Origin of the sequence: Aurantimonas sp. A2-1-M11 (assembly GCF_036549475.1) — a bacterium.
Taxonomy (GTDB): domain Bacteria; phylum Pseudomonadota; class Alphaproteobacteria; order Rhizobiales; family Rhizobiaceae; genus Aurantimonas.
The window spans coordinates 45,216-71,307 of sequence record NZ_JAZHLI010000003.1 but is presented as its reverse complement, the minus strand read 5'-3'; the positions used below and the strand labels follow the sequence as shown (position 1 = coordinate 71,307).

23 protein-coding genes are annotated in these 26,092 nt (G+C 65.9%); 16 read left to right on the top strand and 7 right to left on the bottom strand.

The window, feature by feature from the left end:
* Position 1 precedes the first annotated feature (1 nt).
* From VQ042_RS02175 to VQ042_RS02145, 7 genes are all read left to right on the top strand, one after another.
* Positions 2 to 478: an SRPBCC family protein gene (locus tag VQ042_RS02175; RefSeq protein ID WP_331814970.1), complete on the top strand. Its 477-nt coding sequence runs from the start codon at positions 2 to 4 to the stop codon at positions 476 to 478.
* A 13-nt stretch (positions 479 to 491) separates the two neighbouring features.
* The gene (locus VQ042_RS02170) at positions 492 to 1,898 is read left to right on the top strand and encodes a pyruvate dehydrogenase complex dihydrolipoamide acetyltransferase (protein ID WP_331814968.1); all 1,407 of its coding nucleotides are present in this window, start codon (positions 492 to 494) and stop codon (positions 1,896 to 1,898) included.
* 4 nt (positions 1,899 to 1,902) lie between these two features.
* Positions 1,903 to 2,550: an SGNH/GDSL hydrolase family protein gene (locus tag VQ042_RS02165; RefSeq protein ID WP_331814966.1), complete on the top strand. Its 648-nt coding sequence runs from the start codon at positions 1,903 to 1,905 to the stop codon at positions 2,548 to 2,550.
* Positions 2,551 to 2,682: 132 nt separating this feature from the next.
* Positions 2,683 to 4,137, top strand: a complete 1,455-nt coding sequence (gene lpdA / locus VQ042_RS02160; protein ID WP_331814964.1) for a dihydrolipoyl dehydrogenase — start codon at positions 2,683 to 2,685, stop codon at positions 4,135 to 4,137.
* A gap of 84 nt (positions 4,138 to 4,221) precedes the next feature.
* Complete coding sequence (locus tag VQ042_RS02155) at positions 4,222 to 4,476, top strand: GlsB/YeaQ/YmgE family stress response membrane protein (RefSeq protein ID WP_331814962.1); 255 nt, start codon at positions 4,222 to 4,224, stop codon at positions 4,474 to 4,476.
* Between the two features lie 69 nt (positions 4,477 to 4,545).
* Positions 4,546 to 5,520, top strand: coding sequence for a lipoyl synthase (gene lipA, locus VQ042_RS02150; protein WP_331814960.1), 975 nt, complete (start codon positions 4,546 to 4,548; stop codon positions 5,518 to 5,520).
* 11 nt (positions 5,521 to 5,531) lie between these two features.
* Positions 5,532 to 6,008 carry a type II toxin-antitoxin system RatA family toxin gene (locus VQ042_RS02145; RefSeq protein WP_331814958.1) on the top strand — a complete coding sequence of 159 codons (477 nt, stop codon included), beginning with the start codon at positions 5,532 to 5,534 and terminating at the stop codon, positions 6,006 to 6,008.
* On the opposite strand, the gene VQ042_RS02140 is transcribed toward VQ042_RS02145, so the two are convergent.
* Positions 5,993 to 6,502, bottom strand: a complete 510-nt coding sequence (locus VQ042_RS02140) for a CinA family protein (protein WP_331814956.1) — start codon at positions 6,500 to 6,502, stop codon at positions 5,993 to 5,995. The two genes, VQ042_RS02145 and VQ042_RS02140, sit on opposite strands and share 16 nt — an antisense overlap.
* Entirely contained in the window at positions 6,499 to 7,689 is a 1,191-nt protein-coding gene (locus VQ042_RS02135) for a bifunctional 2-C-methyl-D-erythritol 4-phosphate cytidylyltransferase/2-C-methyl-D-erythritol 2,4-cyclodiphosphate synthase (protein ID WP_331814954.1), read from the bottom strand. The genes VQ042_RS02140 and VQ042_RS02135 overlap by 4 nt, the downstream gene beginning before the upstream one ends.
* A gap of 192 nt (positions 7,690 to 7,881) precedes the next feature.
* Between VQ042_RS02135 and dusB the strand changes: the two genes are divergently transcribed.
* From dusB to hflX, 8 genes are all read left to right on the top strand, one after another.
* On the top strand, positions 7,882 to 8,895 hold the full coding sequence (gene dusB, locus VQ042_RS02130) for a tRNA dihydrouridine synthase DusB (RefSeq protein WP_331814952.1): 1,014 nt from the start codon (positions 7,882 to 7,884) through the stop codon (positions 8,893 to 8,895).
* A 3-nt stretch (positions 8,896 to 8,898) separates the two neighbouring features.
* A complete protein-coding gene (locus VQ042_RS02125) occupies positions 8,899 to 10,041 on the top strand; it encodes a two-component system sensor histidine kinase NtrB (RefSeq protein WP_331814950.1) in 1,143 nt (380 codons plus the stop codon).
* A gap of 9 nt (positions 10,042 to 10,050) precedes the next feature.
* Positions 10,051 to 11,496, top strand: a complete 1,446-nt coding sequence (gene ntrC / locus VQ042_RS02120) for a nitrogen regulation protein NR(I) (RefSeq protein ID WP_331814948.1) — start codon at positions 10,051 to 10,053, stop codon at positions 11,494 to 11,496.
* 79 nt (positions 11,497 to 11,575) lie between these two features.
* Positions 11,576 to 13,795, top strand: coding sequence for a sensor histidine kinase NtrY-like (locus VQ042_RS02115; protein ID WP_331814946.1), 2,220 nt, complete (start codon positions 11,576 to 11,578; stop codon positions 13,793 to 13,795).
* A gap of 19 nt (positions 13,796 to 13,814) precedes the next feature.
* Positions 13,815 to 15,179, top strand: a complete 1,365-nt coding sequence (ntrX, locus tag VQ042_RS02110) for a nitrogen assimilation response regulator NtrX (protein WP_331814944.1) — start codon at positions 13,815 to 13,817, stop codon at positions 15,177 to 15,179.
* A gap of 143 nt (positions 15,180 to 15,322) precedes the next feature.
* Positions 15,323 to 16,699, top strand: a complete 1,377-nt coding sequence (trkA, locus tag VQ042_RS02105) for a Trk system potassium transporter TrkA (RefSeq protein ID WP_331814942.1) — start codon at positions 15,323 to 15,325, stop codon at positions 16,697 to 16,699.
* Between the two features lie 298 nt (positions 16,700 to 16,997).
* Positions 16,998 to 17,246 (top strand): RNA chaperone Hfq, encoded by a 249-nt coding sequence (gene hfq / locus VQ042_RS02100; protein WP_024350643.1) that lies wholly within the window; start codon positions 16,998 to 17,000, stop codon positions 17,244 to 17,246.
* On the top strand, positions 17,247 to 18,635 hold the full coding sequence (gene hflX, locus VQ042_RS02095; RefSeq protein ID WP_331814939.1) for a GTPase HflX: 1,389 nt from the start codon (positions 17,247 to 17,249) through the stop codon (positions 18,633 to 18,635).
* A gap of 21 nt (positions 18,636 to 18,656) precedes the next feature.
* Here hflX and VQ042_RS02090 read toward each other — a convergent pair whose 3' ends face one another.
* A complete protein-coding gene (locus tag VQ042_RS02090; protein ID WP_442880008.1) occupies positions 18,657 to 20,267 on the bottom strand; it encodes a DEAD/DEAH box helicase in 1,611 nt (536 codons plus the stop codon).
* A gap of 88 nt (positions 20,268 to 20,355) precedes the next feature.
* Between VQ042_RS02090 and VQ042_RS02085 the strand changes: the two genes are divergently transcribed.
* Positions 20,356 to 21,060, top strand: a complete 705-nt coding sequence (locus VQ042_RS02085; protein ID WP_331814934.1) for an alpha/beta fold hydrolase — start codon at positions 20,356 to 20,358, stop codon at positions 21,058 to 21,060.
* A gap of 9 nt (positions 21,061 to 21,069) precedes the next feature.
* On the opposite strand, the gene VQ042_RS02080 is transcribed toward VQ042_RS02085, so the two are convergent.
* From VQ042_RS02080 to VQ042_RS02065, 4 genes are all read right to left on the bottom strand, one after another.
* Positions 21,070 to 21,633 carry a hypothetical protein gene (locus tag VQ042_RS02080; RefSeq protein WP_331814931.1) on the bottom strand — a complete coding sequence of 188 codons (564 nt, stop codon included), beginning with the start codon at positions 21,631 to 21,633 and terminating at the stop codon, positions 21,070 to 21,072.
* Between the two features lie 50 nt (positions 21,634 to 21,683).
* Positions 21,684 to 23,708, bottom strand: coding sequence for a DNA topoisomerase IV subunit B (gene parE / locus VQ042_RS02075; protein WP_331814929.1), 2,025 nt, complete (start codon positions 23,706 to 23,708; stop codon positions 21,684 to 21,686).
* 332 nt (positions 23,709 to 24,040) lie between these two features.
* A complete protein-coding gene (gene glnA / locus VQ042_RS02070) occupies positions 24,041 to 25,450 on the bottom strand; it encodes a type I glutamate--ammonia ligase (protein WP_331814927.1) in 1,410 nt (469 codons plus the stop codon).
* 52 nt (positions 25,451 to 25,502) lie between these two features.
* Positions 25,503 to 25,841: a P-II family nitrogen regulator gene (locus tag VQ042_RS02065; protein WP_024350649.1), complete on the bottom strand. Its 339-nt coding sequence runs from the start codon at positions 25,839 to 25,841 to the stop codon at positions 25,503 to 25,505.
* Positions 25,842 to 26,092: the final 251 nt, after the last annotated feature.

Here is a 26,092-nt window from a genome sequence, read left to right as displayed (position 1 = left end):
CATGGCGAGCGGCACGGCGCGGGCGGCGAATGACGAAGGCGGTGTCGTCCTGGTCCAGGATGTCGACGCCTCGCCCGACGCGGTCTGGGAGTGCCTGACCGAGCCCGCCTGCTTCCGCTCCTGGTGGCGCGACAGTCTGGAGTTCGAGCCGAAGCTCGACGGCCGCTTCGTCGAGCCATGGACCGATGCCGACGGCGTCGAGCACGTAACCCGGGCGCAGGTCACCGCCTTTCACCCGCCGCGCGGCCTGGTGATGGTCTGGGCCGACGACGAATGGACGTTCGACACGGTCGTGTCGGTGTCGCTGGAGCCCCTGCGTGACGGCACGCGGGTGACGATCGAACATCAGGGCTGGCAGGCTGCGCCGGAAGCGGATCGCGCGGCGCTGCTGCTCGACCACAGGAATGGCTGGTCGCATCACCTGTCGAGGCTGACCGACCACGCACGCGAACATGACGCCCGGCGCAAGGGCCATTGAGGAGACGTTCCGGATGCCCATCAATGTGACGATGCCCGCGCTCTCGCCGACGATGGAGGAGGGCAACCTCGCCAAGTGGCTGGTGGCCGAAGGCGACACGGTCTCGGCCGGCGACATCATCGCCGAGATCGAGACCGACAAGGCGACCATGGAAGTGGAGGCCGTGGACGAGGGCAAGGTCGCCAAGATCGTCGTCGCCGCCGGCACCGAGGGGGTGAAGGTCAACGACGTCATCGCCATCCTGGCGGCCGAGGGCGAAAGCGTCGAGGACGCCGCCAAGGGCGGCGGAACGGACAAGGCCTCCGATGGCAAGGATGGCGTGATGGTCGCCGATCCCAAGGTCGACGCCGCGGTGACCGTTTCCGAAGCCGACGCGAAGGATGCATCCCAGCGCGGCGACAGCCGCCCCGCATCCGATGCGGCGAGCGCAGGCTCCGCACCGGCCAAGAGCGATACGGGGGAACGGCTGTTCGCCTCGCCGCTCGCACGCCGTCTGGCCAGGGACGCCGGCGTCGAGCTGAGTGCCGTCAAGGGCTCCGGCCCGCATGGCCGCATCGTGAAAGCCGACATCGAGAGCGCGCAGGCCACCGGCAGCGCGCGCAAGGGCGCTGACGCGCCGGCCGCGAAGGGCGAGGCGGCACCGGCTGCCGCTGCGCCGATGGCCAAGGCGGCGAGCGACGAGTCGATCCTGAAGCTGTTCCAGGAAGGCTCCTACGAAAAGATCCCGCATGACGGGATGCGCAAGACCATCGCCAAGCGTCTCGTCGAGGCCAAGTCGACGATCCCGCATTTCTACCTGACGCTCGATTGCGAGCTCGACGCGCTCCTGGCGCTGCGCAAGCAGCTCAACGAGGCGTCGCCGATGATCAAGACCGACGCGGGCGACAAGCCGGCCTACAAGCTGTCGGTCAACGACATGATCATCAAGGCCATGGCGCTGGCGCTGAAGGCGGTACCTTCCGCCAACGTGTCCTGGACCGAATCGGCGATGCTCCAGCACAAGCACGCCGATGTCGGCGTTGCGGTGTCGATCGAGGGTGGCCTGATCACGCCGATCATCCGCCGCGCCGAGGAGAAGACCCTGTCGGCGATCTCGAACGAGATGAAGGACCTCGCCAAGCGGGCCCGGTCCCGCAAGCTCAAGCCCGAGGAATACCAGGGCGGCACCACCGCCGTGTCCAATCTTGGCATGTTCGGCATCAAGGACTTCGCCGCCGTGATCAACCCGCCCCATGCCACGATCCTGGCGGTCGGTGCCGGCGAGCAGCGCGCGGTGGTCAAGAATGGCGCCGTGACCGTCGCGACGGTGATGAGCGTGACCCTGTCGACCGACCACCGGGCCGTGGACGGGGCCCTGGGCGCGGAACTGGCGGTGGCGTTCAAGCAGCTGATCGAAAACCCGATGTCGATGCTGGTGTAGGGCGATGAAGACCGTCCTGTGCTTTGGCGACTCGCTCACCTGGGGCTACAATTCGGAAACGGGCCAGCGCCATGACTTCGACAGCCGCTGGCCGAATGTCCTGGCCAGGGCGCTGGGCGACGACGTGGTGGTCATCACCGATGCGCTGAACGGGCGGACGACGGTCTTCGACGACCAGATGGTGATGGCCGAGCGGAACGGGGCGAAGACGCTGCCGACCGCTCTTGGCGCCCACCAGCCGCTCGACCTCGTCATCCTGATGCTCGGCACCAACGATCTCAAGCGCCACACCGGCGGTGGCCGCGTGTTCGAGTCCCGCCAGGGGCTGGAGCGGCTGGTCGAGATCATCCTGACCTATCCCTACCAGCGGGGCTACGCGGCGCCGAAGATCCTGATCGTGGCGCCGCCCATGTTCACCACGACCACCGAGCCGGATTTCGCGCTGCTCTTCGGGCACGCGGTCGAGGAATCGCAGCATTTCCGCTCCGCTTGCACCAAGGTCGCGGAGGAATACGGCTGCGCGATTTTCGACGCCTCGGAAGTCTGCGAGACCACCCCGCTCGACGGCATCCACCTGTCGGCGGAGCACACGCGGGCGCTCGGCGAGGCGCTGATCGCGCCGGTCGAGGCGTTGCTCGGCGATACGGCATGATCCGGTCGCCGTGCTGCCCCGCGTCCGGCGCTCGGCAGACGGCGGCCTACGCACCTGTTGTGGCCGGAAGGCGGGGCGGCTCCGCAGTCGCTTCCCCGGCCAACGAAGTTTCGGCGTCCCAGGAGATCCCCCATGGCTGACACCTACGACATCCTCATCATCGGCGGCGGGCCCGGCGGCTATGTCGCGGCGATCCGCGCCGCCCAGCTCGGCTTCAAGACCGCCGTGGTGGAGCGCGAGCATCTCGGCGGCATCTGCCTCAACTGGGGCTGCATCCCGACCAAGGCGCTGCTGCGCTCGGCCGAAATTTTCCACTACGCAGAGAATGCCGCGGCCTACGGCCTGACGATCGCCAAGCCCGAATTCGACATGGAGGCGGTGGTCAAGCGCTCGCGCGGCGTCTCGGCGCAGCTCAATGGCGGCGTCGGCTACCTGATGAAGAAGAACAAGATCGACGTCATCTGGGGCGAGGCGAAGATCACCAAGGCCGGCAAGGGCGGTCCGGTCGAGGTGTCCGTCGGCAAGATGAAGAAGCCGGTGGTCGAGCCGCAGAACCCGGTGCCGAAGGGTGTGCTCGGGGAGGGCAGCTACAAGGCCAAGTACGTCATCGTCGCAACTGGCGCGCGCCCCCGGGTGTTGCCGGGCATCGAGCCGGACGGCGACCGCATCTGGACCTATTTCGAGGCGATGAAGCCGAAGGCGATGCCGAAGAGCCTCATCGTCATGGGCTCCGGCGCGATCGGCATCGAGTTCGCCTCTTTCTATCGCACCATGGGCGCCGAGGTGACGGTGGTCGAGCTGCTGCCGCAGATCATGCCGGTGGAAGATGCCGAGATCGCCGCGGTCGCGCGCAAGCAGTTCGAGAAGCAGGGCCTGAAGATCCTCACCGACGCCAAGGTCGCCAAGGTCGAGAAGGGGGGCGACGGGGTCACCGTCACCGTCGAGACCAAGGATGGCAAGTCCCAGACGTTGACGGCCGAACGGCTGATCTCTGCGGTCGGCGTCCAGGGCAACACCGAAGGGCTGGGTCTCGAGGAGGCCGGCGTCGCAATCGAGCGCGGGATCGTCAAGGTCGACGGCTACGGCCGCACCAATGTCGAGGGCATCTATGCCATCGGCGATGTGGCCGGACCCCCGATGCTCGCCCACAAGGCCGAGCACGAGGGCTCGATCTGCGTCGAGAAGATCAAGGGCCTCGATGTCCATCCGATGAAGAAGACCGAGATCCCCGGCTGCACCTACTGCCAGCCGCAGGTCGCCAGCGTCGGCCTGACGGAGGCGAAGGCCAAGGAGGCCGGGCGCGAAGTCAAGGTCGGCCGCTTCAACTTCAAGGGCAATGGCAAGGCCATCGCGCTCGGCGAGCCGGAGGGTCTGGTCAAGACCGTGTTCGACGCCAAGACGGGCGAGCTGCTCGGCGCGCATATGGTCGGGGCGGAAGTCACGGAGCTGATCCAGGGGTTCGTCATCGCGATGGGGCTGGAGACGACCGAGGCCGAACTCATGCACACCGTGTTCCCGCATCCCACCCTCTCGGAAACGATGCACGAGAGCGTTCTGGATGCCTATGGACGCGTCATCCACACGTAGAATCGCACGGGCAAGCTCTTGCCTGTCGGGTGCCTGCGCTAGCTATCAGCCGACCATACCAAACGCGAAACGGAGTTTCAGCGCATGATCGGAAGTTTTCTCGCAGCCATCATCGTCGGTGGCATTGCAGGCTGGCTGGCAGAAAAAGTCATGAAGAGCGACATGGGCGTTCTCATGAACATCATTCTCGGCGTTGTGGGCGCCATCGTCCTGAGCCTCATCCTCCGGTTGACCGGGCTAGGCTCTGGTGCGAGCGCCACCTTCTCTTGGGAATATCTGATCGTCGGGTTCGTGGGCGCCTGCCTGCTGATATTCATCGTCCGGTTGTTCCGGCGCTAGGCACCGGTCATGCACGATGACCGCGCCGCAACGATTGCACTGCCGCGCTCGGGAGCTTAATTGAAGCCCATGGTCACCGTGCTCGATAACCGTCTTGCGGTCGAGGCCAAGCCTCGACCGCGGCATCCCGAAAAAGCCCACCGTCCGGACCAGGCGACGAGCCTGCGCAAGCCGGACTGGCTGCGCGTCAAGGCGCCGGTCTCGAAGGGCTATCAGGAGACGCGCGAGATCGCGCGCACCAACAACCTCATCACCGTGTGCGAAGAGGCCGGCTGCCCCAATATCGGGGGTTGCTGGGAGAAGAAGCACGCGACCTTCATGATCATGGGCGGGATCTGCACCCGCGCCTGCGCCTTCTGCAACGTGGCGACGGGCATGCCCAATCCGCTCGACCCGAGCGAGCCGGCGAGCGTTGGCCGCGCCGTGGCGGCAATGGGCCTCAACCATGTGGTCATCACCTCCGTCGACCGCGACGACCTGGCCGATGGTGGCGCCCAGCATTTCGTCGAGACCATTCGGGCCATCCGCGCGGCAGCGCCTGGCACCACGGTTGAAATCCTGACGCCGGACTTCCTGCGCAAGCCGGAGGCGCTGGAAACGGTCGTTGCGGCCAAGCCGGACGTCTTCAACCACAATCTCGAAACGGTGCCGTCGAAGTACCTCACGGTGCGCCCGGGCGCCCGGTACTTCCACTCGATCCGGCTTCTGCAGCGGGTGAAGGAACTTGATCCGACGATCTTCACCAAATCCGGCATCATGGTCGGGCTGGGCGAGGAGCGGAACGAGGTGCTGCAGCTCATGGACGATCTGCGTACCGCTGATGTCGACTTCCTGACCATCGGCCAGTACCTGCAGCCGACCAAGAAGCACCATGCGGTGTTGCGTTTCGTAACGCCGGAGGAGTTCCAGTCTTTCGAGACCGTGGCCTTGGCCAAGGGCTTCCTCGTGGTCTCGTCCAGCCCGCTGACGCGTTCCTCGCATCATGCCGGCGAGGATTTCGAACGGCTGAAGGCGGCTCGACTGGCCCGCCGCACGGCCGCCTGACAGCGTTTCCCATGGCTCATTTCCAGACCACGCGCCGTGTGCACCACTCCGCCGACGAGATGTTCGCGCTTGTCGCCGATGTCGAGCGATACCCGGAATTCCTGCCGCTGTGCCAGCAGCTGATCGTCCGGTCGCGCCGGGAACGGGATGGCAAGACGCTGCTCGTTGCCGACATGACCGTCGCCTACAAGATGGTTCGCGAGACCTTCTCCACAAAGGTCATGCTGAAGCCCGAGGAACGCCGGATCGACGTCAAATATGTCGAGGGACCGTTCCGCTATCTGGACAATCGCTGGGACTTCGTGCCCGCGGGCGACGCGGCCTGCGACGTGAAGTTCGACATCGAATACGAGTTCAAGAGCCGCACCCTGGGGCTTCTGATGGGGTCGATGTTCGACTACGCCTTCCGCCGTTTTGCCGAGGCCTTCGAGGCGCGGGCCGACGTGATCTACGGCGACGCGGCAGGGAACGCTCAGACGGCGGGTTGAACGCGCAACGCGTCGAGCAGCATGTCCAGAGCCACCTGAACGCTGGCAGTACGGATCTCTGCCCGGCTCAGCGGCCCGAAGCGGCATTCCCTGTGACGTGTGGGATGCGGCCCGGCACAAGCGAAATGGACCAGTCCGACCGGCTTGTCGGGGCTTCCGCCGCCCGGCCCGGCAATCCCTGTCACGGAGACGGCGACGCTGGCCCAGGAGGCATCGCGAGCCCCTTCGGCCATCTGCCGTGCAACCGCTTCGGACACCGCCCCGTGGGCGGCGAGCGTCGCCGCATCCACTCCGATCATGTCGATCTTGGCGGCATTGGAATAGGTGACATAGCCCCGGTCGAACACGGCGGACGAGCCGGCGATGTCCGTCAGCGCCGCCGCGATCATGCCGCCGGTGCACGATTCGGCGGTCGCGACGGTGAGCTGCGCCTCGGCATAGGCGGTGATCACCGCCCGGGCCCTGTCTGCGATCGCCGCTGCCCCTGCGCTCACAAGCCCTCTCCATAGGACACGCTCGCCGTCGCGATCGCGGCGATGCCCTCGCGGCGGCCGACAAAGCCGATGGTCTCGTTGGTCGTCGCCTTGACCGACACCCGTGCGGCGTCGAGCCCGATCATGTCGGCGATCGCTGCGCGCATGGCGGCGCGATGCGGGGCGATCTTCGGCGCCTCGCAGATCAGCGAAATGTCGGCATTCATGATCCGTCCGCCCCTGGCGCGCACGATCTCGACCGCTTTCTCCACGAAGATGCGGGACGGCGCGCCGCGCCATTGCGGGTCGCTCGGTGGGAAATGATCCCCGATGTCGCCGGCTCCGCAGGTCGCCAGCAGCGCATCGGTGAGGGCGTGCAGGCCGACATCGGCATCGGAATGGCCGTCCAGCGCCTGGTCGTGGGGAATGGCGATGCCGCACAGGGTGACGTGGTCGCCGGCGACGAGACGGTGCACGTCGTAGCCATTGCCTGTCCTGACATCGATCATCGGTCGCATTCCCCGCATCCGCTCGTCCGCCAGCGCGATATCACGAGCCGTCGTCAGTTTCACGTTCTCCGCGAGACCCTCGACCAGGCGCACGGCAAGCCCCGCCCATTCGGCAATCGAGGAGTCGTCGGTGAAGTCATCGCGTCCGGACGCGGCGGCCGCCTCATGGGCATCGAGGATCGCGATGAAGGGAAAGCCCTGCGGCGTCTGCGCGGCATGGAGCGCGCGGCGGTCGACCGTCGCTTCGATCTGCCCGTCGGGGCCGGCCTTCTTCAGCGTATCGGGAACTGCGATGGCGGGGATCGCGCCTGCTGCATCGTCGATGGCCGCCAGGGTGCGGTCGATCAGGGCCGCATCGGCAAAGGGGCGGACGGCATCGTGAATCAGCACGAGGTCGGGGGCGGCATCGGCGAGGCCCGCGAGACCGCGGCGGACCGAATCCTGGCGAGTCGCGCCTCCGAGGGTGATCTGGACCTGATCGAGGTCCTTGCCGAGTGCTGCGCTCAGAAGTTCACGATCATCCCTGTGGATGACGAGGACGACCCGGTCGATGGCGGGATGCTGCAGGAAGATGCGGATCGTATGCGCGATGACGGCCCGTCCGGCGAGCAAACGGTACTGTTTGGGGCCCTGGCTGGACAGACCCGCCCGTTCGCCGCGCCCTGCCGCCACGATGACCGCAGCCACGCTCCGCTTCATAGCCCGTTCCCGTCACGTTTCCATCGCCTGCGTGAACCATAGAGGGAAGCAGCTATGCAAGGCACATGCTTGTCTTTTGTGCATGCCCGGATAAGTTACAGCGAAATGATGCAAGAAACGACACATCCCGCAAGCGCTCAAACATTGGGCGATCGCGCTCCGGCCCTTCCCGTTGTTCGCACGCCGCTGCGCTTGGGGAACCACGTTCTGGGCAATCATGTGCTGCTCGCACCGCTGTCGGGGATTTCCGACGTGCCGTTCCGCCGCCTCGCGCGGCGATTCGGCGCCGGCATGGTCGTGTCGGAGATGGTCGCCAGCGGCGAGTTCGTGAAAGGCTGCGACGAGAGCGCCTTGCGAGCCATGCGGGATGGCCCCGGCCTGCACGTCGTGCAACTGGCCGGTCGCGATCCGGCCTGGATGGGGCGGGCCGCCGCGCAACTGGCAGATTCGGGCACGGACGTCATCGACATCAACATGGGGTGCCCGGCCAAGAAGGTGGTTGGCGGCCTGTCCGGCTCGGCGCTCATGCGCGAACCGGAACTGGCGCTGCGGATCGTCGAGGCGACGGTGGCCGGCGCCGGCAGCGTGCCGGTCACGCTGAAGATGCGGCTCGGCTGGGATCGTCAGTCAATGAACGCTCCCGAGCTAGCGGCGGCGGCGCAGGCGGCGGGTGTCGCCATGATCACGGTGCACGGGCGCACGCGCAGCGACTTCTACGAGGGCGAGGCCGACTGGCAGGCGATCGCCGCCGTTCGGGAGGCGGTCTCGGTGCCGCTCGTCGCCAATGGCGACCTCGTCGCGGGCGGGCAGCTGGCATCGATGCTGTCCCAGAGCGGCGCCGACGCGGTGATGATAGGCCGCGGGGCGCAGGGCCGCCCCTGGCTGCCGGGACTGATGGCCGGCGCAATCGGGGCCGACCATCTCGCACGGCAATCGCTGGGCGATTTCGTCGCCGAACATTACGAGGCAATGCTTGACCATTACGGCAGCCGCACCGGCGTCCGCCACGCCCGCAAGCATCTGGGCTGGTATCTCGACCGCTTTGCCCATGCCTTCGGCCCCGTGCCCAAGGCAGACCGGCTGGCGGTGATGTCGGGTCAGGACCCGAAGACGGTTCTCACCCTCTTGCGGCGGCTTCTCGCCGATACGCGCCTTCTGGACGTCGAGCCGAACCTCGCATCGCCCTCCCTGCAGGAAGCAGCCTGAGCCATGAACGATCAAGCGATCCCCCCGGATCTTGCGACCACACAGACGGGGATCCTCAACGCCCTGCCGCATCCGGTGGTCGTCATCGACCGCAGCGGCCGGTTCCGCTTCGCCAATTCCGATGCCGAGCAGTTCTTCTCCGCCGGAATGGCGTATCTCGCCAAGCGGCGGCTGCAGGATTTCGTACCGGCCGACAGCCCGCTCTTCGCCCTGATCGATCAGGTGCGCGAGCAGCAGGGGCGGATCAGCGAGTACCGCGTGGACGTGTCGTCGCCGCGGCTCGGCGGTGAACGCCTGGTCGATCTGTATGTGTCGAACCTGCCGGACGATCCCGACCTCGTCGTGGTGATGATCCAGCTGCGCTCGATCGCCGAGAAGATGGACCGGCAGCTGACCCATCGCTCGGCCGCAAGGTCGGTGACCGGGCTTGCCGCGATGCTGGCCCACGAGATTCGCAATCCGCTGTCCGGGATCAAGGGCGCCGCCCAGCTGCTGGCGACCTCCGCAAGCGACGAGGATCGCAGCCTCACGCGCCTGATCCAGGAAGAGAGCGACCGGATCGTCAAGCTCGTCGACCGGATGGAAGTGTTTTCCGACCAGCGGCCGATCGAGCGGTCGGCCGTGAACATCCATTCGGTGCTAGAACACGTGAAGACGCTGGCGCGCTCGGGCGTCGCCCGGCGGATCAAGATCACCGAGCTCTACGATCCGTCCCTGCCGCCCGTCTTCGCCAATCGCGACCAGCTCGTGCAGATCTTCCTCAATCTGGTGAAGAACGCCGCCGAGGCGGTGGGCGACCGGGAGAATGGCGAAATCCGCCTGATCACCGCGTTCAAGCCGGGTGTCCGGCTGTCGGTGCCCGGGACCCGCGATCGCGTGACGCTGCCGCTGGAATTCACCGTCGAGGACAATGGCGACGGCATTCCCGACGACATACGCGAGAACATCTTCGACCCCTTCGTGACGACCAAGCCCAGCGGCTCGGGGCTCGGCCTGGCCCTCGTCGCGAAGATCGTCGGCGACCATGGCGGCGTCATCGAATGTGAATCCCATGAAGGCCACACGTCGTTCCGCATCCTCATGCCGGCCTGGCGCGAGATGGTGGAGCCGGTGTCGCACGAGACCCCCACGGCCACGGAAGTCTGAGGATTTGGAATGAGCATGCAGATTCTCGTTGCCGACGATGATTCCGCGATCCGGACGGTCGTCTCCCAGGCGCTGATGCGGGCCGGCTTCGAAGTGCGGGTCACCTCGAACATCGCCACGTTGTGGCGCTGGATCGCGGCGGGTGAGGGCGATCTGGTCATCACCGACGTGCTGATGCCCGACGGCAATGCCTTCGACACCCTGCCGAAGATCAAGAACTCGCGTCCCGACCTGCCGGTCATCGTGATGAGTGCGCAGAACACCTTCATGACCGCCATCAAGGCGTCGGAGAAGGGCGCCTACGACTACATTCCCAAGCCCTTCGACCTGACCGAGCTCGTCGCCATCGTCCGGCGCGCCCTGTCGGAGCCGAAGGACAGCCGTCGCCAGGACGCGGCGGACGATCTGCACGATTCCATGCCGCTGGTCGGCCGCTCGCCGGCGATGCAGGACATCTACCGGGCGCTCGCCCGCATGATGCAGACCGACCTGACGGTGACGATCACCGGCGAGTCGGGCACCGGCAAGGAACTGGTCGCGCGGGCGCTGCACGATTACGGGCGCCGGCGCAAAGGGCCGTTCGTGGCCATCAACATGGCGGCGATCCCGCGCGAGCTGATCGAATCGGAGCTGTTCGGCCATGAGAAGGGCGCCTTCACCGGCGCCCAGGCGCGCACCAGTGGCCGCTTCGAACAGGCCGAAGGCGGCACGCTGTTTCTCGACGAGATCGGCGACATGCCGATGGAGGCCCAGACCCGGCTGCTGCGCGTCCTGCAGCAGGGCGAATACACGGTCGTCGGCGGACGCACGCCGATCGCCACCGACGTGCGGATCGTGGCGGCGACGAACAAGGATCTGCGTCAGCTCATCGCCCGCGGCATGTTCCGCGAGGATCTGTTCTATCGGCTGAACGTCGTGCCCCTGCGCCTGCCGCCGTTGCGCGAGCGCATCGAGGATCTGGCCGATCTGGCCCGGCACTTCTTCACCGAAGCGGAGAAGCAGGGACTGCCGCGCAAGATGCTGAGCCAGGGTGCGCTCGACGTGATGCGCCGCTATCCCTGGCCGGGCAATGTGCGCGAACTGGAAAACCTCGTTCGCCGCCTGTCGGCGCTCTATCCCCAGGACGAGATCTCGGCCGAACTCGTCGAACACGAATTGTCCAACGACGTGGCGCGCGCGCCGGGCCTCGAGGCAGACGGCGGCAAGCCCATCGACCTCAGCGCCGCGGTCGAACGCTATCTGTCGGACTATTTCGCGTCCTTCGGGGACGATCTGCCGCCGCCGGGGCTGCACGGCCGGATCCTGCGCGAGGTGGAATATCCGCTGATCGCGGCGGCACTGGCAGCCACCCGCGGCAACCAGGTGAAGGCCGCCGATCTTCTCGGCGTCAACCGCAACACGCTGCGCAAGAAGATCCGCGACCTCGACATTTCGGTGATCCGTTCGATCCGCTGAGCGATGAATTTGCAGCCTCGTTGCACTATGGCCACAATCCGTTGCATTGTGGCCACGTGATGTTCGATTGCTGCGATCCATGACCCTGACCCCACACCAGAGCGAACGCGAGGTGCCGTTCCTGATGGAACGGCGCCGCTTCATGCTGGTGCCTGGCCTGATCGCGGTCGTGGGCGCGCTGGTCACCGGCGCGATTTCCTTCGTCGTCCTGATGGGGCTGACGCCGATCCCGCCGACAGACACGATCGTCACCATCGCGACCATCGTGAACGGCGCTTTCGTGGCGCTGCTATGCGTCCTGATCGGGCGCGAGGTGCTGCGCATGGTCCGGGCGCGGCGACAGGGCAGGGCGGCCTCCCGCCTGCATGTGCGCATCGTCGTTCTGTTCTCGATCGTCGCGGCGCTGCCGGCGCTCCTCGTGGCGATCGTCGCCGGCGTCACGCTCGATCTGGGTCTGGACCGCTGGTTCGAGATCCGCACCCGCACGATCGTGGAATCGTCGATCAGCGTCGCCCGTGCCTATGTCAACGAGAACGCCCGCAACCTGCAGGGCTCGACCCTGTCGATGGCCTACGATCTGGACCAGCAGCGACGGCTCTTCGACCTCGACCGCAACGGTTTCCAGAACCTGATGACCGATCAGGCCAAGGGGCGCTCGTTGCTCGGGGCACAGATCCTGCGAAGCGACGGCACGCCGTTCCTGCGGGCCGAGGTGGACGTGGAGCGTCCCTTGCCGGTGCCGCCCGCCGATGCCCTTGAGCGGGCCGAGGACGGCAATCTGGTGTTCATTCCGCCGGGCGTCACCAATCTCGTCGGTGCGATCATCAAGCTGCGGCAATTGCCCGAGAGCTATCTCTACACCGTGCGTGCCGTCGATCCGGAGGTGCTGGACGCGCTGCGTCTGATGGAGGAGCGTTCGGCCGAGTATTCCAGCCTGCAGGCCAATCGCTTCGGCCTGCAGGTGGCCTTCGCGCTGCTCTATCTGGGCATCATGCTGATCGTGCTGCTGTCGGCGATCTGGACGGGGATCGGCGTCGCCGACCGGCTGGTCCGGCCGATCCGGCTGCTGATGGGAGCGGCTGACGAGGTCTCCGGCGGCAATCTCGCCGTCTCGGTGCCGGTGCGCGCATCCGACGGCGATGTCGGGTCGCTCTCCAACACCTTCAACAACATGATCCTCCAACTGCGCAGCCAGCGCTCGGAGCTGGTCCACGCCAAGGACGTCATCGACGAGCGCCGGCGCTTCACAGAGGCGGTGCTGTCCGGCGTGACCGTCGGCGTGATCGGGGTCGAGCGTGACGGATCGGTCTCGATGCTCAACCCGTCGGCCGAGCGGATTCTGCATGTCGATGCGCAAGAGATCGTCGGCCGCCCGCTGGTCGCGGTCTTCCCGGCCATCGGCAAGGTTTTCGAGGCCGCCACCGTCTCCTCGCGGCCCGAGTTCCAGGAACAGGTGAAGCTGCGCATCCGAGATCGCGAGCGCACGCTGGCAATCCGGATCACCTCCTCCGAGGAGAGCGAGGGCGCGCGCTCCAGCGTCGTGACCATCGACGACATCACCGACCTCGTTGATGCGCAACGGTCTTCCGCATGGGCCGACGTGGCGCGGCGCATCGCCCACGAGATCAAGAACCCGCTGACGCCGATCCAGCTCTCGGCCGAGCGCATCCGGCGGCGCTACGGCAAGCGCGTCGAGGACGACCGCGAGGTGTTCGATCGCTGCATCGAGACCATCGTGCGTCAGGTCTCAGACATCGGCCGGATGGTCGACGAATTCTCGACCTTCGCGCGGATGCCGAAGCCGCGGTTGGAACCGAAGGACCTGCGTGAAGCGTTGCGTGAAGCAGTGTTCATGCGTGAGATGGGAGATCACGGCATTTCATTCGTGGCAGACATATCCGACGAACCGTTGCTGGGCTCGTTCGATATCCGTTTGCTCTCCCAGGCCTTCGGGAATCTGGTGAAGAACGCTGTGGAATCGCTGGAAAATTCGGAGATCGCCGATGGCCAGATCCGGATCCGGGCCGTGCCGGGCGCGCAATGGCATCTGGTCGAGATCAGCGACAACGGCCGGGGCTTTCCCCAGGAGGATCGAGATCGGCTGCTGGAGCCCTACATGACAACGCGCGAGAAGGGGACGGGACTGGGCCTCGCGATCGTGCGCAAGATCATCGAGGAACACGGCGGAACGATCGAACTCGACGACGCTCCCGATCAGCCGCACGGGGCGCTGGTGCGCATCACCCTGCCGGCAGAAGGCTTTGCGACCGCCGAGGCGGGGGAGACTGACGGGACATGAGAAAGGATTGGTGAGATCGATGGCATCGGACATTCTGGTCGTCGACGACGAAGCCGACATCCGTGAACTGGTGGCGGGGATCCTCGAGGACGAGGGACACGAGACGCGAACCGCAGGGGGCTCCGACGCCGCCTTGCAGTCGATCGCCGAGCGTGTTCCCCGGCTCGTCTTCCTGGACATCTGGCTGCAGGGCAGCCGGCTGGACGGCCTCGACCTGCTCGACGCCATCAAGGCGCAGCATCCGGAGGTGCCTGTGGTCATGATCTCGGGCCACGGCAACATCGAGACCGCGGTCTCGGCCATCCGGCGCGGCGCCTACGACTATATCGAAAAGCCGTTCAAGGCCGACCGCCTGATCCTCGTCGCCGAACGCGCGCTGGAGAATTCCAAGCTCAAGCGCGAGGTGTCCGAACTGCGCCGGCGGTCGTCAGACTTCGCCGAGCTGATCGGCAAGTCACATCCGATGAACCAGTTGCGCACGCTGATCGAGCGCGTCGCGCCGACCAACAGCCGGGTGATGATCCTCGGCGCGTCGGGCTCCGGCAAGGAGATGGTCGCACGCGCGATCCATGCGGGCTCCAGCCGCGCGAACGGACCCTTCGTGGCCCTGAACGCGGCGGCGATCACGCCCGACCGCATGGAGGTCGAGCTCTTCGGCACCGAGGCGCCACCCGGCGTCGAGCGCAAGGTCGGCGCGCTCGAGGAGGCCCATGGCGGCATCCTGTTCCTCGACGAGGTCGGGGACATGCCGCGCGAGACCCAGAACAAGATCCTGCGTGTCCTGACCGAACAGACCTTCGAGCGGGTCGGCGGGTCGAAGCGGGTCAAGGTCGATGTGCGCATCATCTCATCCACGGCGCAGAACCTGGAATCCATGATCGCCGAAGGCGCCTTCCGCGAGGATCTGTATCACCGTCTTGCCGTGGTGCCCGTGCAGGTACCGCCGCTCGCCGACAGGCGCCAGGACATTCCGACGCTGATCGAGGCCTTCATGAAGCAGATCAGCGAGCAGACGGGCATCAAGCCGCGGGCGATCAGCCCCGAGGCGATGGCCGTGCTGCAATCCAGCGAATGGCCGGGCAATGTCCGGCAGCTGCGCAACAATGTCGAGCGGCTGATGATCCTGTCGCGCGAGGGCGATGCCGAGACGACCATCTCGGCCGACATGCTGCCGCGCGAGGTCGGCGAGATGCTGCCACAGACGCCGAGCCAGTCGGACGGCCAGATCCTGGCCCTGCCTTTGCGCGATGCGCGCGAGGTTTTCGAGAAGGAATATCTCGTCGCGCAGATCAACCGCTTCGGCGGCAATATCTCGCGAACCGCGGAATTCGTCGGCATGGAGCGCTCGGCCCTCCATCGCAAGCTGAAATCGCTTGGCATCTGAGCGGCAACGGCATCAACCTGCGTGCCCGCTAAGGACCCGCTCGCCTGTCGCGGCAGCCCGGGCGCGGCGAGGCTTTGCGCTCTTGCGCGCGAAGCATTAGGAACGCGGCTCGTGAGCGGTGCGGCGTTTGAAGGGCGGAACCGATGAGAGTCGTGATCTGTGGTGCAGGCCAGGTCGGATACGGCATTGCCGAACGGCTGGCGTCCGAGCGCAACGACGTCTCGGTGATCGACACGTCGCGGTCGCTGGTCCAGGCGATTCGCGACAATCTGGACGCGCGCGGCTTCGTCGGCCATGGCGCCCATCCGGATGTTCTGGCCGAGGCCGGGGCCGAGCAGGCGGACATGATCATCGCCGTGACCCTGCATGACGAGGTCAACATGGTCGCCTGCCAGGTGGCCCATTCGCTGTTCAACGTGCCGACCAAGATCGCGCGCATCCGCTCGCAGAGCTATCTGAAGTCCCACTGGCAGAACCTGTTCTCCACCGACAACATGCCGATCGACGTCATCATCTCGCCCGAGGTCGAGGTCGGCGAGATGGCGCTGCGCCGCATTGCGCTGCCCGGCGCGATGGACGTCGTGCGTTTCGCCAACGACACGATCGCCATGGTGGCGATCGAATGCCGGGACGACTGCCCGGTGGTCGATACGCCGCTCGCCCAGCTCACCGAGCTCTTCCCGGATCTGAAGGCGACGGTGGTCGGCATCCTGCGCAGCGACCAGCTCTTCGTGCCGACGTCCTCGGACCAGATGGTGGCGGGCGACATCGCCTATGTCGTCGCCGAGCGCAGCCATGTGAAGCGCACCCTCGGCCTGTTCGGCCACGAGGAGCCCGAGGCCGGTCGCATCGTGATCGTCGGCGGCGGCAATATCGGCTTCTACGTCGCCCATGAGATGGAAAAGCGCAATCTGGGCGCCAAGATCCGCGTGCTGGAGACCAAGCACGAGCGGGCGGTGACGATCGCCGACAGCCTGAAGCGGACGATCGTCCTGCATGGCAGCGGGCTCGACCAGACCATCCTCAACGAGGCCGACATCGCCGAGGCCGACCTCCTGGTCGCGCTGACCAACGACGACAAGGTCAACATCCTGTCCAGCGTCATGGCCAAGCGGCTGGGCTGCAAGGGGAATCTGGCGCTTCTCAACGACCCCGACTACCAGACCTTCACCCGCACGCTGGGCATCGACGCCTTCATCAACCCGCGCTCGGTGACGATCTCGCGGGTCCTTCAGCATGTGCGTCGCGGCCGGATCCGGGCTGTTCACTCCATCCAGAACGGCCTGGCGGAAGCGATCGAGGCCGAAGCGCTCGAAACCTCGCCGCTGGTCGGCACGCCGCTGCGCGAGCTGGATTTGCCACCCGACCTGCGCGTCGGCGCGATCTATCGCGACGGCCAGTTCGTGCAGCCCAGCGGCCAGACCAAGATTAAGGCCAAAGACCGTGTCGTGATCTTTGCTGCTGCCGGTGCGGTGCGCCATGTGGAGCAGCTCTTCCGGGTCAGCCTCGAATTCTTCTGATCCGCGCTTTCCAACCTCTGTTGCTCGTCGCCACGCCGACATAAATGTCGGCAGGGAGGCCTGCACATGCTTGATGTCCAGCCCATGCCGGTGTCATGTCCGAAGGGAGCTTTCCTTGCGGCAAAACATCGGGTTTCGCCGGCGTTGATCGCGGGCGAGCATAGACGGACAGGTCCGGCGGCGAGACCTGTCAGATCGACGAAGCCGTATCGCCCGACCAACGGGTGCGAGACAATGCGCGGACCGACCGGCACCAACCGGTCCCAGCCGACGCCAATAAGAACAGGACAAGGACCATATGGCCGAACGCACGCAGAACCTCCAGGACCTCTTCCTCAACACCGTCCGCAAGCAGAAGATCTCGCTGACCATCTTTCTGGTCAACGGCGTCAAGCTGACCGGCGTCGTCACATCCTTCGACAATTTCTGCGTGCTGTTGCGTCGCGACGGGCATTCCCAACTGGTCTACAAGCACGCCATCTCCACCATCATGCCGTCCCAGCCCGTGCACATGTACGATGGCAGCGACGAAGACAGGAAAGACTGATTGGCCGAACATAGAGAAACCGGTCCGCGGGGCCCGATCGAACACAAGACCGTTCCGACACGGGCGGCCGTCTACGTGCCGGTGTTCAAGCAATATCCGGTGCAGGACGACGCGTCGGGCATCGCCGACGCGCCGCGCCGCAGCCACGAGGCGCGCCTGGCCGAGGCGATGGGCCTTGCCGCGGCCATCGGGCTCGACATCGTTGCCAGCGGCGTCGTCAGCGGGCAGCGGCCGCGTCCGGCCACGCTGATCGGCACCGGCAAGGTCGAGGAGATGAAGGGCGTCGTCGCCGGCGAGGAGATCGGGCTGGTGGTGTTCGACCATCCGCTCACGCCGGTGCAGCAGCGCAATCTGGAAAAGGAGCTGAACGTCAAGGTCCTGGACCGGACCGGGCTCATTCTCGAGATCTTCGGCGAACGCGCGCGCACCAAGGAAGGCCGCCTGCAGGTCGAGCTGGCGCATCTGAACTACCAGCGTGGCCGGCTCGTGCGGAGCTGGACCCATCTGGAGCGCCAGCGGGGCGGCGCCGGCTTCCTCGGCGGTCCGGGCGAGACGCAGATCGAATCTGATCGTCGGCAGCTGCAGGAAAAGATCAAGCGGCTGGAGAAGGACCTCGAGCAGGTCCGGCGAACCCGGCAGCTCCATCGTGCCCAGCGCAAGAAGGCGCCGCATCCGGTGGTCGCCCTCGTCGGCTACACCAATGCCGGCAAGTCGACACTGTTCAATCGCCTGACCGGTGCCGACGTCATGGCGCAGGACCTCCTCTTTGCGACGCTGGATCCGACGCTTCGCCGCACGACGCTGCCCCACGGCACGGAGATCCTGTTCTCGGACACGGTGGGCTTCGTGTCGGACCTGCCGACGCATCTGGTCGCCGCCTTCCGGGCGACGCTGGAAGAGGTGATCGAGGCCGACATCGTGCTGCATGTGCGCGACGTGGCCGACCCGGACACGCTGGCGCAGGCCGAGGATGTGCGGAAGATCCTGCGCGACCTGGATATCGACGTGGACGACAGCGACCATGTCGTCGAGATCTGGAACAAGGTCGACCTTCTGGACGAGGCCGGTGTCCAGCATCTGACCACCATGCGCGAGAGCCTGCCCGATCCCGACGCCGTACATCTGGTCTCGGCCGTCACGGGCGTGGGCGTCGAAGCGCTGCTGGTCGATGTGGAACGGCGTATCGGCGGCGGCACGGTCTCGATGACCGTGGACCTCGCGCCGGACGCCATGGGCTTCGTGCCGTGGATCTACGAGAACGCCACGGTGACCGAGCGGGACGACCGCGAAGACGGGGCCGTGTCGCTGACCATGGACATCACCAAGCAGGCCCGGACAGAATTACGCCGGATGAGTGAACACACATCCGGCGTTTCGATTCAGGTCTGAGAGGTCGTCAGGCCGGCACCGTCAGGTGCCGGTCCCGATCAGCATGAAGGCCGGGATGTCGTCGCCGAACCCGACGGGCGACTTGCCGCCATCGTCGTTTCGGCCACGCGGAGCGGCCGGCTTGGCACCACGCGCGCGCGGCGAAGCCGGGCGGGCGCGTTCACTGGACGCAGCGCGGTTGCGGCTCGGCTTCTGGCTGGGCGCCGGATCCTCATCGATGACGTCGGCGGACATGTCCCGGGTGATCGCCTCGACGGGGACATCGAGTTCGCCGGATTCGGCGCGCACCACTGCAGGCTCGGCCACGGGAGCCTGCTCGGGCGCCGTCGTCTCGACCGCCTGATCCTCAGCGGCTGCGGACCCGCGACGCCGGGTCGACGGCGTGCGGCGGCCGCTGCCGCTGCGACGGGCCGGCTTCTCGCTGGTCTCGTCGTCGCTGACGGCGTTGAGCGGCTCGCCGAGCCACTCGACCTGCGTGCCGATCAGTTTCTCGATCGCGTCGACATGCTTCTTGTCGGCCTTGGTCACCAGGGTGAAGGCCTGGCCCGACCGTCCGGCCCGGCCGGTGCGGCCAATGCGGTGGACGTAATCCTCGGCATGGATCGGCACGTCGAAATTGAAGACATGGCTGACGGCCGGGATGTCGAGGCCGCGGGCCGCGACGTCGGAGGCGACCAGCAACTGGATCTTGTTGTCGCGGAAACCCTGCAGCATTGCGGTGCGCGACGTCTGATCCATGTCGCCATGCAGCGCGCCGGCAGAAAAGCCATGGCGCTCCAGCGAGCGGAACAGCGTTGCCACGTCACGCTTGCGGTTGCAGAAGATGATGGCGTTGGTCAGGTCTGTCTGGTCGCGGAGAATCCGGCGCAGCGTCTCGCGCTTTTCGAAATCGTCCTTCTTGGTCGCGACCATGCGCTGCGTCACGGTCAGCGCGGCCGAAGCCGGCTTGGCGACCTCGACGCGGACCGGGTTCTGCAGGAACTGTTCCGTCAGCCGGGTGATCTCCGGCGGCATGGTCGCCGAGAAGAACAGCGTCTGCCGGGTCACCGGCAGCAGCTTGCAGATGCGCTCGATGTCCGGGATGAAGCCCATGTCCAGCATGCGGTCGGCTTCGTCGATGACGAGGACCTCGACAGCGGTCATCAGCAGCTTGCCGCGCTCGAAATGGTCCAGCAGACGACCCGGCGTGGCGATGAGGACATCGGCGCCGCGATCGATCTTGCGATCCTGATCGGCGAAGGACACACCACCGATCAGCAGCGCGACATTGAGCTTCTGGTCGAGACCGTAGCGGGTGAAGGATTCCTCGACCTGCGCGGCAAGCTCGCGCGTCGGCTCGATGATCAGCGTGCGCGGCATCCGCGCGCGCGCGCGCCCTTTCTCGAGCATGGTCAGCATGGGCAGGACGAAGGATGCGGTCTTGCCGGTTCCCGTCTGCGCAATTCCCAGAACATCCCGGCGCTGGAGCGCATGCGGAATGGCCTGTTCCTGAATCGGCGTCGGTTCATTGTATCCGGCTGCCTGCACGGCTGCCAGAACCTTGGCGCTCAGGCCGAGTTCGGAAAAGAGTTTCAAGCTAGCAGTTCTCTTGGATAGATGGGAGGTTGCGTTCGGTAGCGATTGAAAGCCCATATCATGGGGGCGATAGGGCGCGCGCCGGCGCGAGTCAACCGTTACACGCTAGATGGGGCGGTTCGACGCGATTTACAGGGCAGAAATAGTGAATTTCGCATCAATTGTCATGATACCGGGGCTGCTGTGCACCGATGATCTTTTTCGCGACCAGATCTCCGCCTTGTCCGGGCGGAACGTCTCGATTGCCGACACTTCGCAGGATGCGACGATCACCGGCATGGCCGAGCGGCTGCTCGCCGACGCGCCGGACGAGTTTGCCCTTTGCGGCCTCTCCATGGGCGGTTACGTCGCCCTGGAGGTGATCCGTCAGGCGCCCGGGCGGGTGAAGGCGGTGGTGCTGATGGCGACGAGCCATCGGAACGACACGCCCGAGCAGATCGCAGCGCGTCGCAGGCTGATCGCCTTCGGGCAGGAGCACGGGATCGAGGCCGTGGCGCGGCAACTTGCCGGACGCTTGCTGGCGCCGGGGACGGCCAATGACAGCCTGAGGCAGCGAATCGTCGCAATGGCCCTGTCCATCGGTTTCGACGGTTTCGTGCGTCAGCAGGAGGCGATCATCGGCCGGGCCAATCAGAGCGGAATCCTGTCCCGGATCGACGTGCCGGTGACGATCGTTGCGGGGACCGCGGATGCCATCATCGCGCCGGAGCGTTCGCGCGAGATGGCCGAGGCCATTCCCGGCGCGAAGCTCGAGATGCTGCCGGATGTCGGTCACATGGTTACGATGGAAGCCCCGGATCGCGCGAACGCGATCCTGCTGCGTGGCCTTTCCCTGCCGCCCGCCGACTGAGCGCTCGGCTCAGTTGGTGGCCGGCCCGAAGACGTAGGGCTGGTCCGGGAAGAAATGCAGCTCGTAGGTTTCGGCGATCTCGCCATCAGCCGGCAGCAGGTCGAAGAACAGCGACAGGCTGTTGGGTTCGTTCTCGCTGGGCTCGTCCGCACGATAGCCCACGATCGCGCCATCGATCTGGTTGATTTCCTTGATCTCGGTGCTGGAGCGCAATTGCATGTCCGTGCCGCTGCCCTCAAGCTGCTGGACGAAGAAATGATAGTCGGTCTCGTCCGCAAGGGACTGCACCATGACCGTCCGCCAGACGCCCTGGACCGTGCCGTCCGACCAGGGGCCGACGATCTGCACGTCTTCGATCAGGGGCGACAGCGTTTCGGCCGCGGCAGCAGCTGCCGGAGCGGAATCAGACGCCGGGGCGGCTTCGGCCGCCGGAGTCTCGGCGGGAACCTGCTGTGCGGCGGCGGGATCGGCAGCCGGCGCAGCGTCCGTCGCCTGGGCGAGAGCTGCGCTCTGCGCCAAGACGAGGGCGGCTAGGCCGACGCCGGTCAATGTGATGCTGGAACGAATGACCATCTTCGGACTCCCTGTGCCGGTACTGTCCGATGTCTTACGGGGCGTGCCCGTCAGATGTCCAGATCCTGAACGAAGGCGGCGCGATCCTGCAGGAATCGGAACCGTGCTTCCGGCTTGTTGCCCATCAGCGCGTTGACCGCGCCGGATGTGCCGGCCTCGGGCGTCTCGTCCATGTGGACGCGCAGGAGCGTGCGCTTGCGCGGATCCATGGTGGTTTCCTTCAGCTGCGCCGGCAGCATCTCGCCCAGGCCCTTGAAGCGCGAGATCTCGACCTTGCCGCGGCCCTTGAAGTCGCGGGCAATCAGGCGCTCGCGATCGGCGTCGTCGCGTGCATAGGCCGTCTTGCCGCCCTGGGTCAGCTTGTAGAGCGGCGGTACGGCGAGGAAGAGATGGCCGCCGCGGATCAGCTCCGGCATCTCCTGGTAGAAGAAGGTGATCAGCAGCGAGGCGATGTGGGCGCCGTCGACATCGGCGTCGGTCATGATGATCACGCGCTCGTAGCGCAGGTCCTCTTCCCGGTATTTCGAACGCGTGCCGCAGCCCAGCGCCTGGATGAGATCGGCCAGCTGCTGGTTGGCGCCGAATTTCTCGCGCCCCGCGGAGGCGACGTTCAGGATCTTGCCGCGCAGCGGCAGGATCGCCTGGACCTTGCGGTCCCGCGCCTGCTTGGCCGAGCCACCGGCGGAATCGCCTTCGACGATGAAGATCTCGGCATTGGCCGAACCGCTCTGCGAGCAATCGGCCAGCTTGCCCGGCAGCCGCAATTTGCGGGTCGCGCTCTTGCGGCTGACTTCCTTCTCCTGGCGGCGACGCAGCCGCTCGTCGGCGCGCTCGACCACCCAGTCGATCAGCCGGGCCGCGTCCTGGGGCGAGGAGGCGAGCCAGATGTCGAAGGAGTCGCGCATCGACTGTTCGACGATGCGCTGCGCTTCGGCCGTGGCCAGCCGGTCCTTGGTCTGGCCGACGAATTCCGGCTCGCGGATGAAGATCGATAGCATCGCCGAGGCCGTCAGCATGATGTCGTCGCCGGTGATGACCGCGGCGCGCTTGTTGCCCGAGACCTCGGCGAAGGCCTTGAGGCCGCGCAGCAGCACCGAGCGCAGACCGGCCTCATGCGTGCCGCCTTCCGGCGTCGGAATGGTGTTGCAATAGGAGCGGACGAAGCCGTCATCGGCGGTCCAGCTCACCGCCCATTCGACCGCCCCGTGGCCGGAGACCTTCTCGGTGCGCCCGGCGAAGATCTGGGACGTGACACGGCCGGTCTTGTCCAGCGTGCCGTCGAGATAGTCCTTCAGCCCGCCCGGAAAGTGGAAGGTATCGCGGGACGGGACGCTGCCATCGATCGGCAGGAGCGAGGGGTCGCAGGCCCAGCGGATCTCGACGCCGCCGAACAGATACGCCTTGGAGCGGGCCATCGCTAGAAGCCGTTCGGGGCGGAAGCGCGCACCGGCGCCGAAGATCTCCGGATCGGGGCGGAACCGGATGCGCGTGCCGCGGCGGTTCTGGACGTCGCCGATCTCTTCCAGCCCGGTCTGGGCATGGCCGCGCGAATAGGTCTGCCGGTAAAGCCTGCGGTTGCGCGCAACCTCGACCTCGAGGGTCTCGGACAAGGCGTTGACCACCGAGACGCCGACGCCGTGCAGGCCGCCGGAGGTCTCGTAGACCTTGGAGTCGAACTTGCCGCCCGCATGGAGCGTCGTCATGATGACTTCGAGGGCGGACTTGTTGCGGTATTTGGGATGCGGGTCGACGGGGATGCCGCGGCCATTGTCGGCGACCGACAGGGTGCCGTCGGCTTCCAGCGCGACCTCGATGAAATTGGCATGTCCCGCCGTCGCCTCGTCCATCGAATTGTCGATGACCTCGGCGAAGAGATGATGCAGCGCCTTTTCGTCGGTGCCGCCGATATACATGCCGGGACGACGGCGGACAGGCTCGAGCCCCTCCAGGACTTCGATGTCCGCCGCGGTGTATTCGGACGGCTCCTGCAGATTGGCAGCAGGGCGCGGCTTGACGCCGGGCTTCGGCGCTCGCGGCTGGCGCGCGGCATTGCCGGAAAACAGATCGTCGCTCATCGCGCGGCGAACTCCCTGGCGGAATGCCGCATGACACGCGTCGTTTGGGGCAAGCGCTCGTAAACCATGCCGAATGCCTATACTTTCACGAAATGTTCTTCAAGCGCCCGTCCCCTCCAGGGGAGGGGAAAGCGCCGATTGGGGCCCTTTATCCACGGCTTCCACCCCGGCGGGGTGGCTCATCGCGCACGTCGTGGTGGCAAGCGCATTGGTGATTCTGCCGACGCCGCCGCGAGCTTCAGACGGCCGTACGAAAAAGGGGGCGCCGCCGGCACCCCCTTTCCGTTTCCTGATTGTCGTGGTCGCCGCCAAGCGCCGGCGACCCGCGGCCATCAGACCGAGTAGTACATGTCGAACTCGACCGGATGCGGCGTCATTTCGAAGCGCAGCACCTCGGCCATCTTCAGGTCGATGAAGGCGTCGATCTGGTCGTCGTCGAAGACGCCGCCGGCCTTCAGGAAGTCGCGGTCGGCATCCAGGCTCTCCATCGCCTCGCGCAGCGAGCGGCAGACCGTCGGGATTTCCTTCAGCTCTTCCGGCGGCAGGTCGTACAGATCCTTGTCCATGGCAGCGCCCGGATGGATCTTGTTCTTGATGCCGTCGAGGCCGGCCATCAGCATCGCCGCGAAGGCGAGGTACGGGTTCGCGGTCGGATCCGGGAAGCGGACCTCGACGCGCTTGGCCTTCGGCGACTGGCCGAACGGGATGCGGCAGGATGCCGAGCGGTTGCGCGCCGAATAGGCGAGCAGGACCGGCGCCTCGTAGCCCGGGACCAGACGCTTGAAGGAGTTGGTCGACGGGTTGGTGAAGGCGTTCAGCGCCTTGGCATGCTTGATGATGCCGCCGATGTAGAACAGCGCGCTTTCCGACAGGCCCGCATATTCGTCGCCCGCGAAGGTCGGCTTGCCGCCCTTCCAGATCGACTGGTGCACGTGCATGCCCGAGCCGTTGTCGCCAAACACCGGCTTCGGCATGAAGGTCGCCGTCTTGCCATATGCGTTCGCCACCTGGTGGATGACGTACTTGTAGATCTGCATCTTGTCGGCGTTGCGGGTCAGCGTGTCGAACTTAATGCCAAGCTCGTGCTGGGCCGCGGCGACCTCATGGTGATGCTTCTCGACCGCGACGCCCATCTCGGCCATGACGGTGAGCATTTCCGAACGCATGTCCTGGCAGGAATCGATCGGGGGAACCGGGAAATAGCCGCCCTTGACGCGCGGACGATGGCCGAGGTTGCCGGTCTCGTATTCGGCGTCGTCGTTGGACGGCAGCTCGGTCGAATCCAGCTTGAAGCCGGTGTTGTACGGATCGGCCTTGTAGCGGACGTCGTCGAAGACGAAGAATTCTGCCTCGGGGCCGAAGAACGCCGTGTCGCCGGTGCCCGACTGGGTCAGATAGGCTTCGGCCTTCTTCGCGGTCGAGCGCGGATCGCGGTTGTAGGCCTCGCCGGAGATCGGATCGAGGATGTCGCAGACGATTGCCATGGTCGACTGGGCGAAGAACGGGTCCATGTAGGCCGTCTCGGGATCGGGCATGAGCACCATGTCGGACTCGTTGATCGCCTTCCAGCCGGCGATCGACGACCCGTCGAACATCGTGCCCTCGGAGAACAGGTCCTCGTCGACCAGCGTGACATCCATGGTCACGTGCTGGGACTTGCCCTTGGGATCGGTGAAGCGCAGGTCGACGAATTTTACGTCGTTGTCCTTGACCTGCTTCAGGATGTCATTGGCGCTCGTCATGGCGGTCCTTCCTATTATCGAACTCTGAGACTGGGTGCGGGAAGCGGCTGGATCAGATCGCGTCGGTGCCGGCTTCGCCGGTGCGGATGCGGATCGCTTCCTCGATGTTGGAGACGAAGATCTTGCCATCGCCAATGCGGCCGGTCTGGGCCGCCTTGCGAATGGCTTCGACGGCGGCGGCGACGGTCTCGTCCGCAAGGACGATCTCAACCTTCACCTTCGGCAGGAAGTCGACGACGTATTCGGCTCCGCGGTAGAGTTCGGTATGACCCTTCTGCCGTCCGAATCCCTTGGCCTCGGTGACGGTGATGCCCTGAAGCCCCACCTCCTGCAGGGCCTCCTTCACCTCATCCAGCTTGAAGGGCTTGATGATGGCCTCAACCTTCTTCATCGACATTCCTTCTCGACGTTGTCCCCGTCACGGGCCGCCGGCCCGTCGTCCCCGCAGTAGCAGGTGGCGTGCCAAAGAGGCCTTCCTACGGTGAATGGTTCGAAATAGTCCACCGGAACGGACGGAAAAGCGGAAATTTCCGTTATCGGCGTGTTCCGGCCATGCGATCATCGGAGCCCAGCCGGGTGAAACCGCTCCATTTTTCCTCAAACGGCTACACGAGGGCGTCTGTCATGTCACGTCGGCTGCAC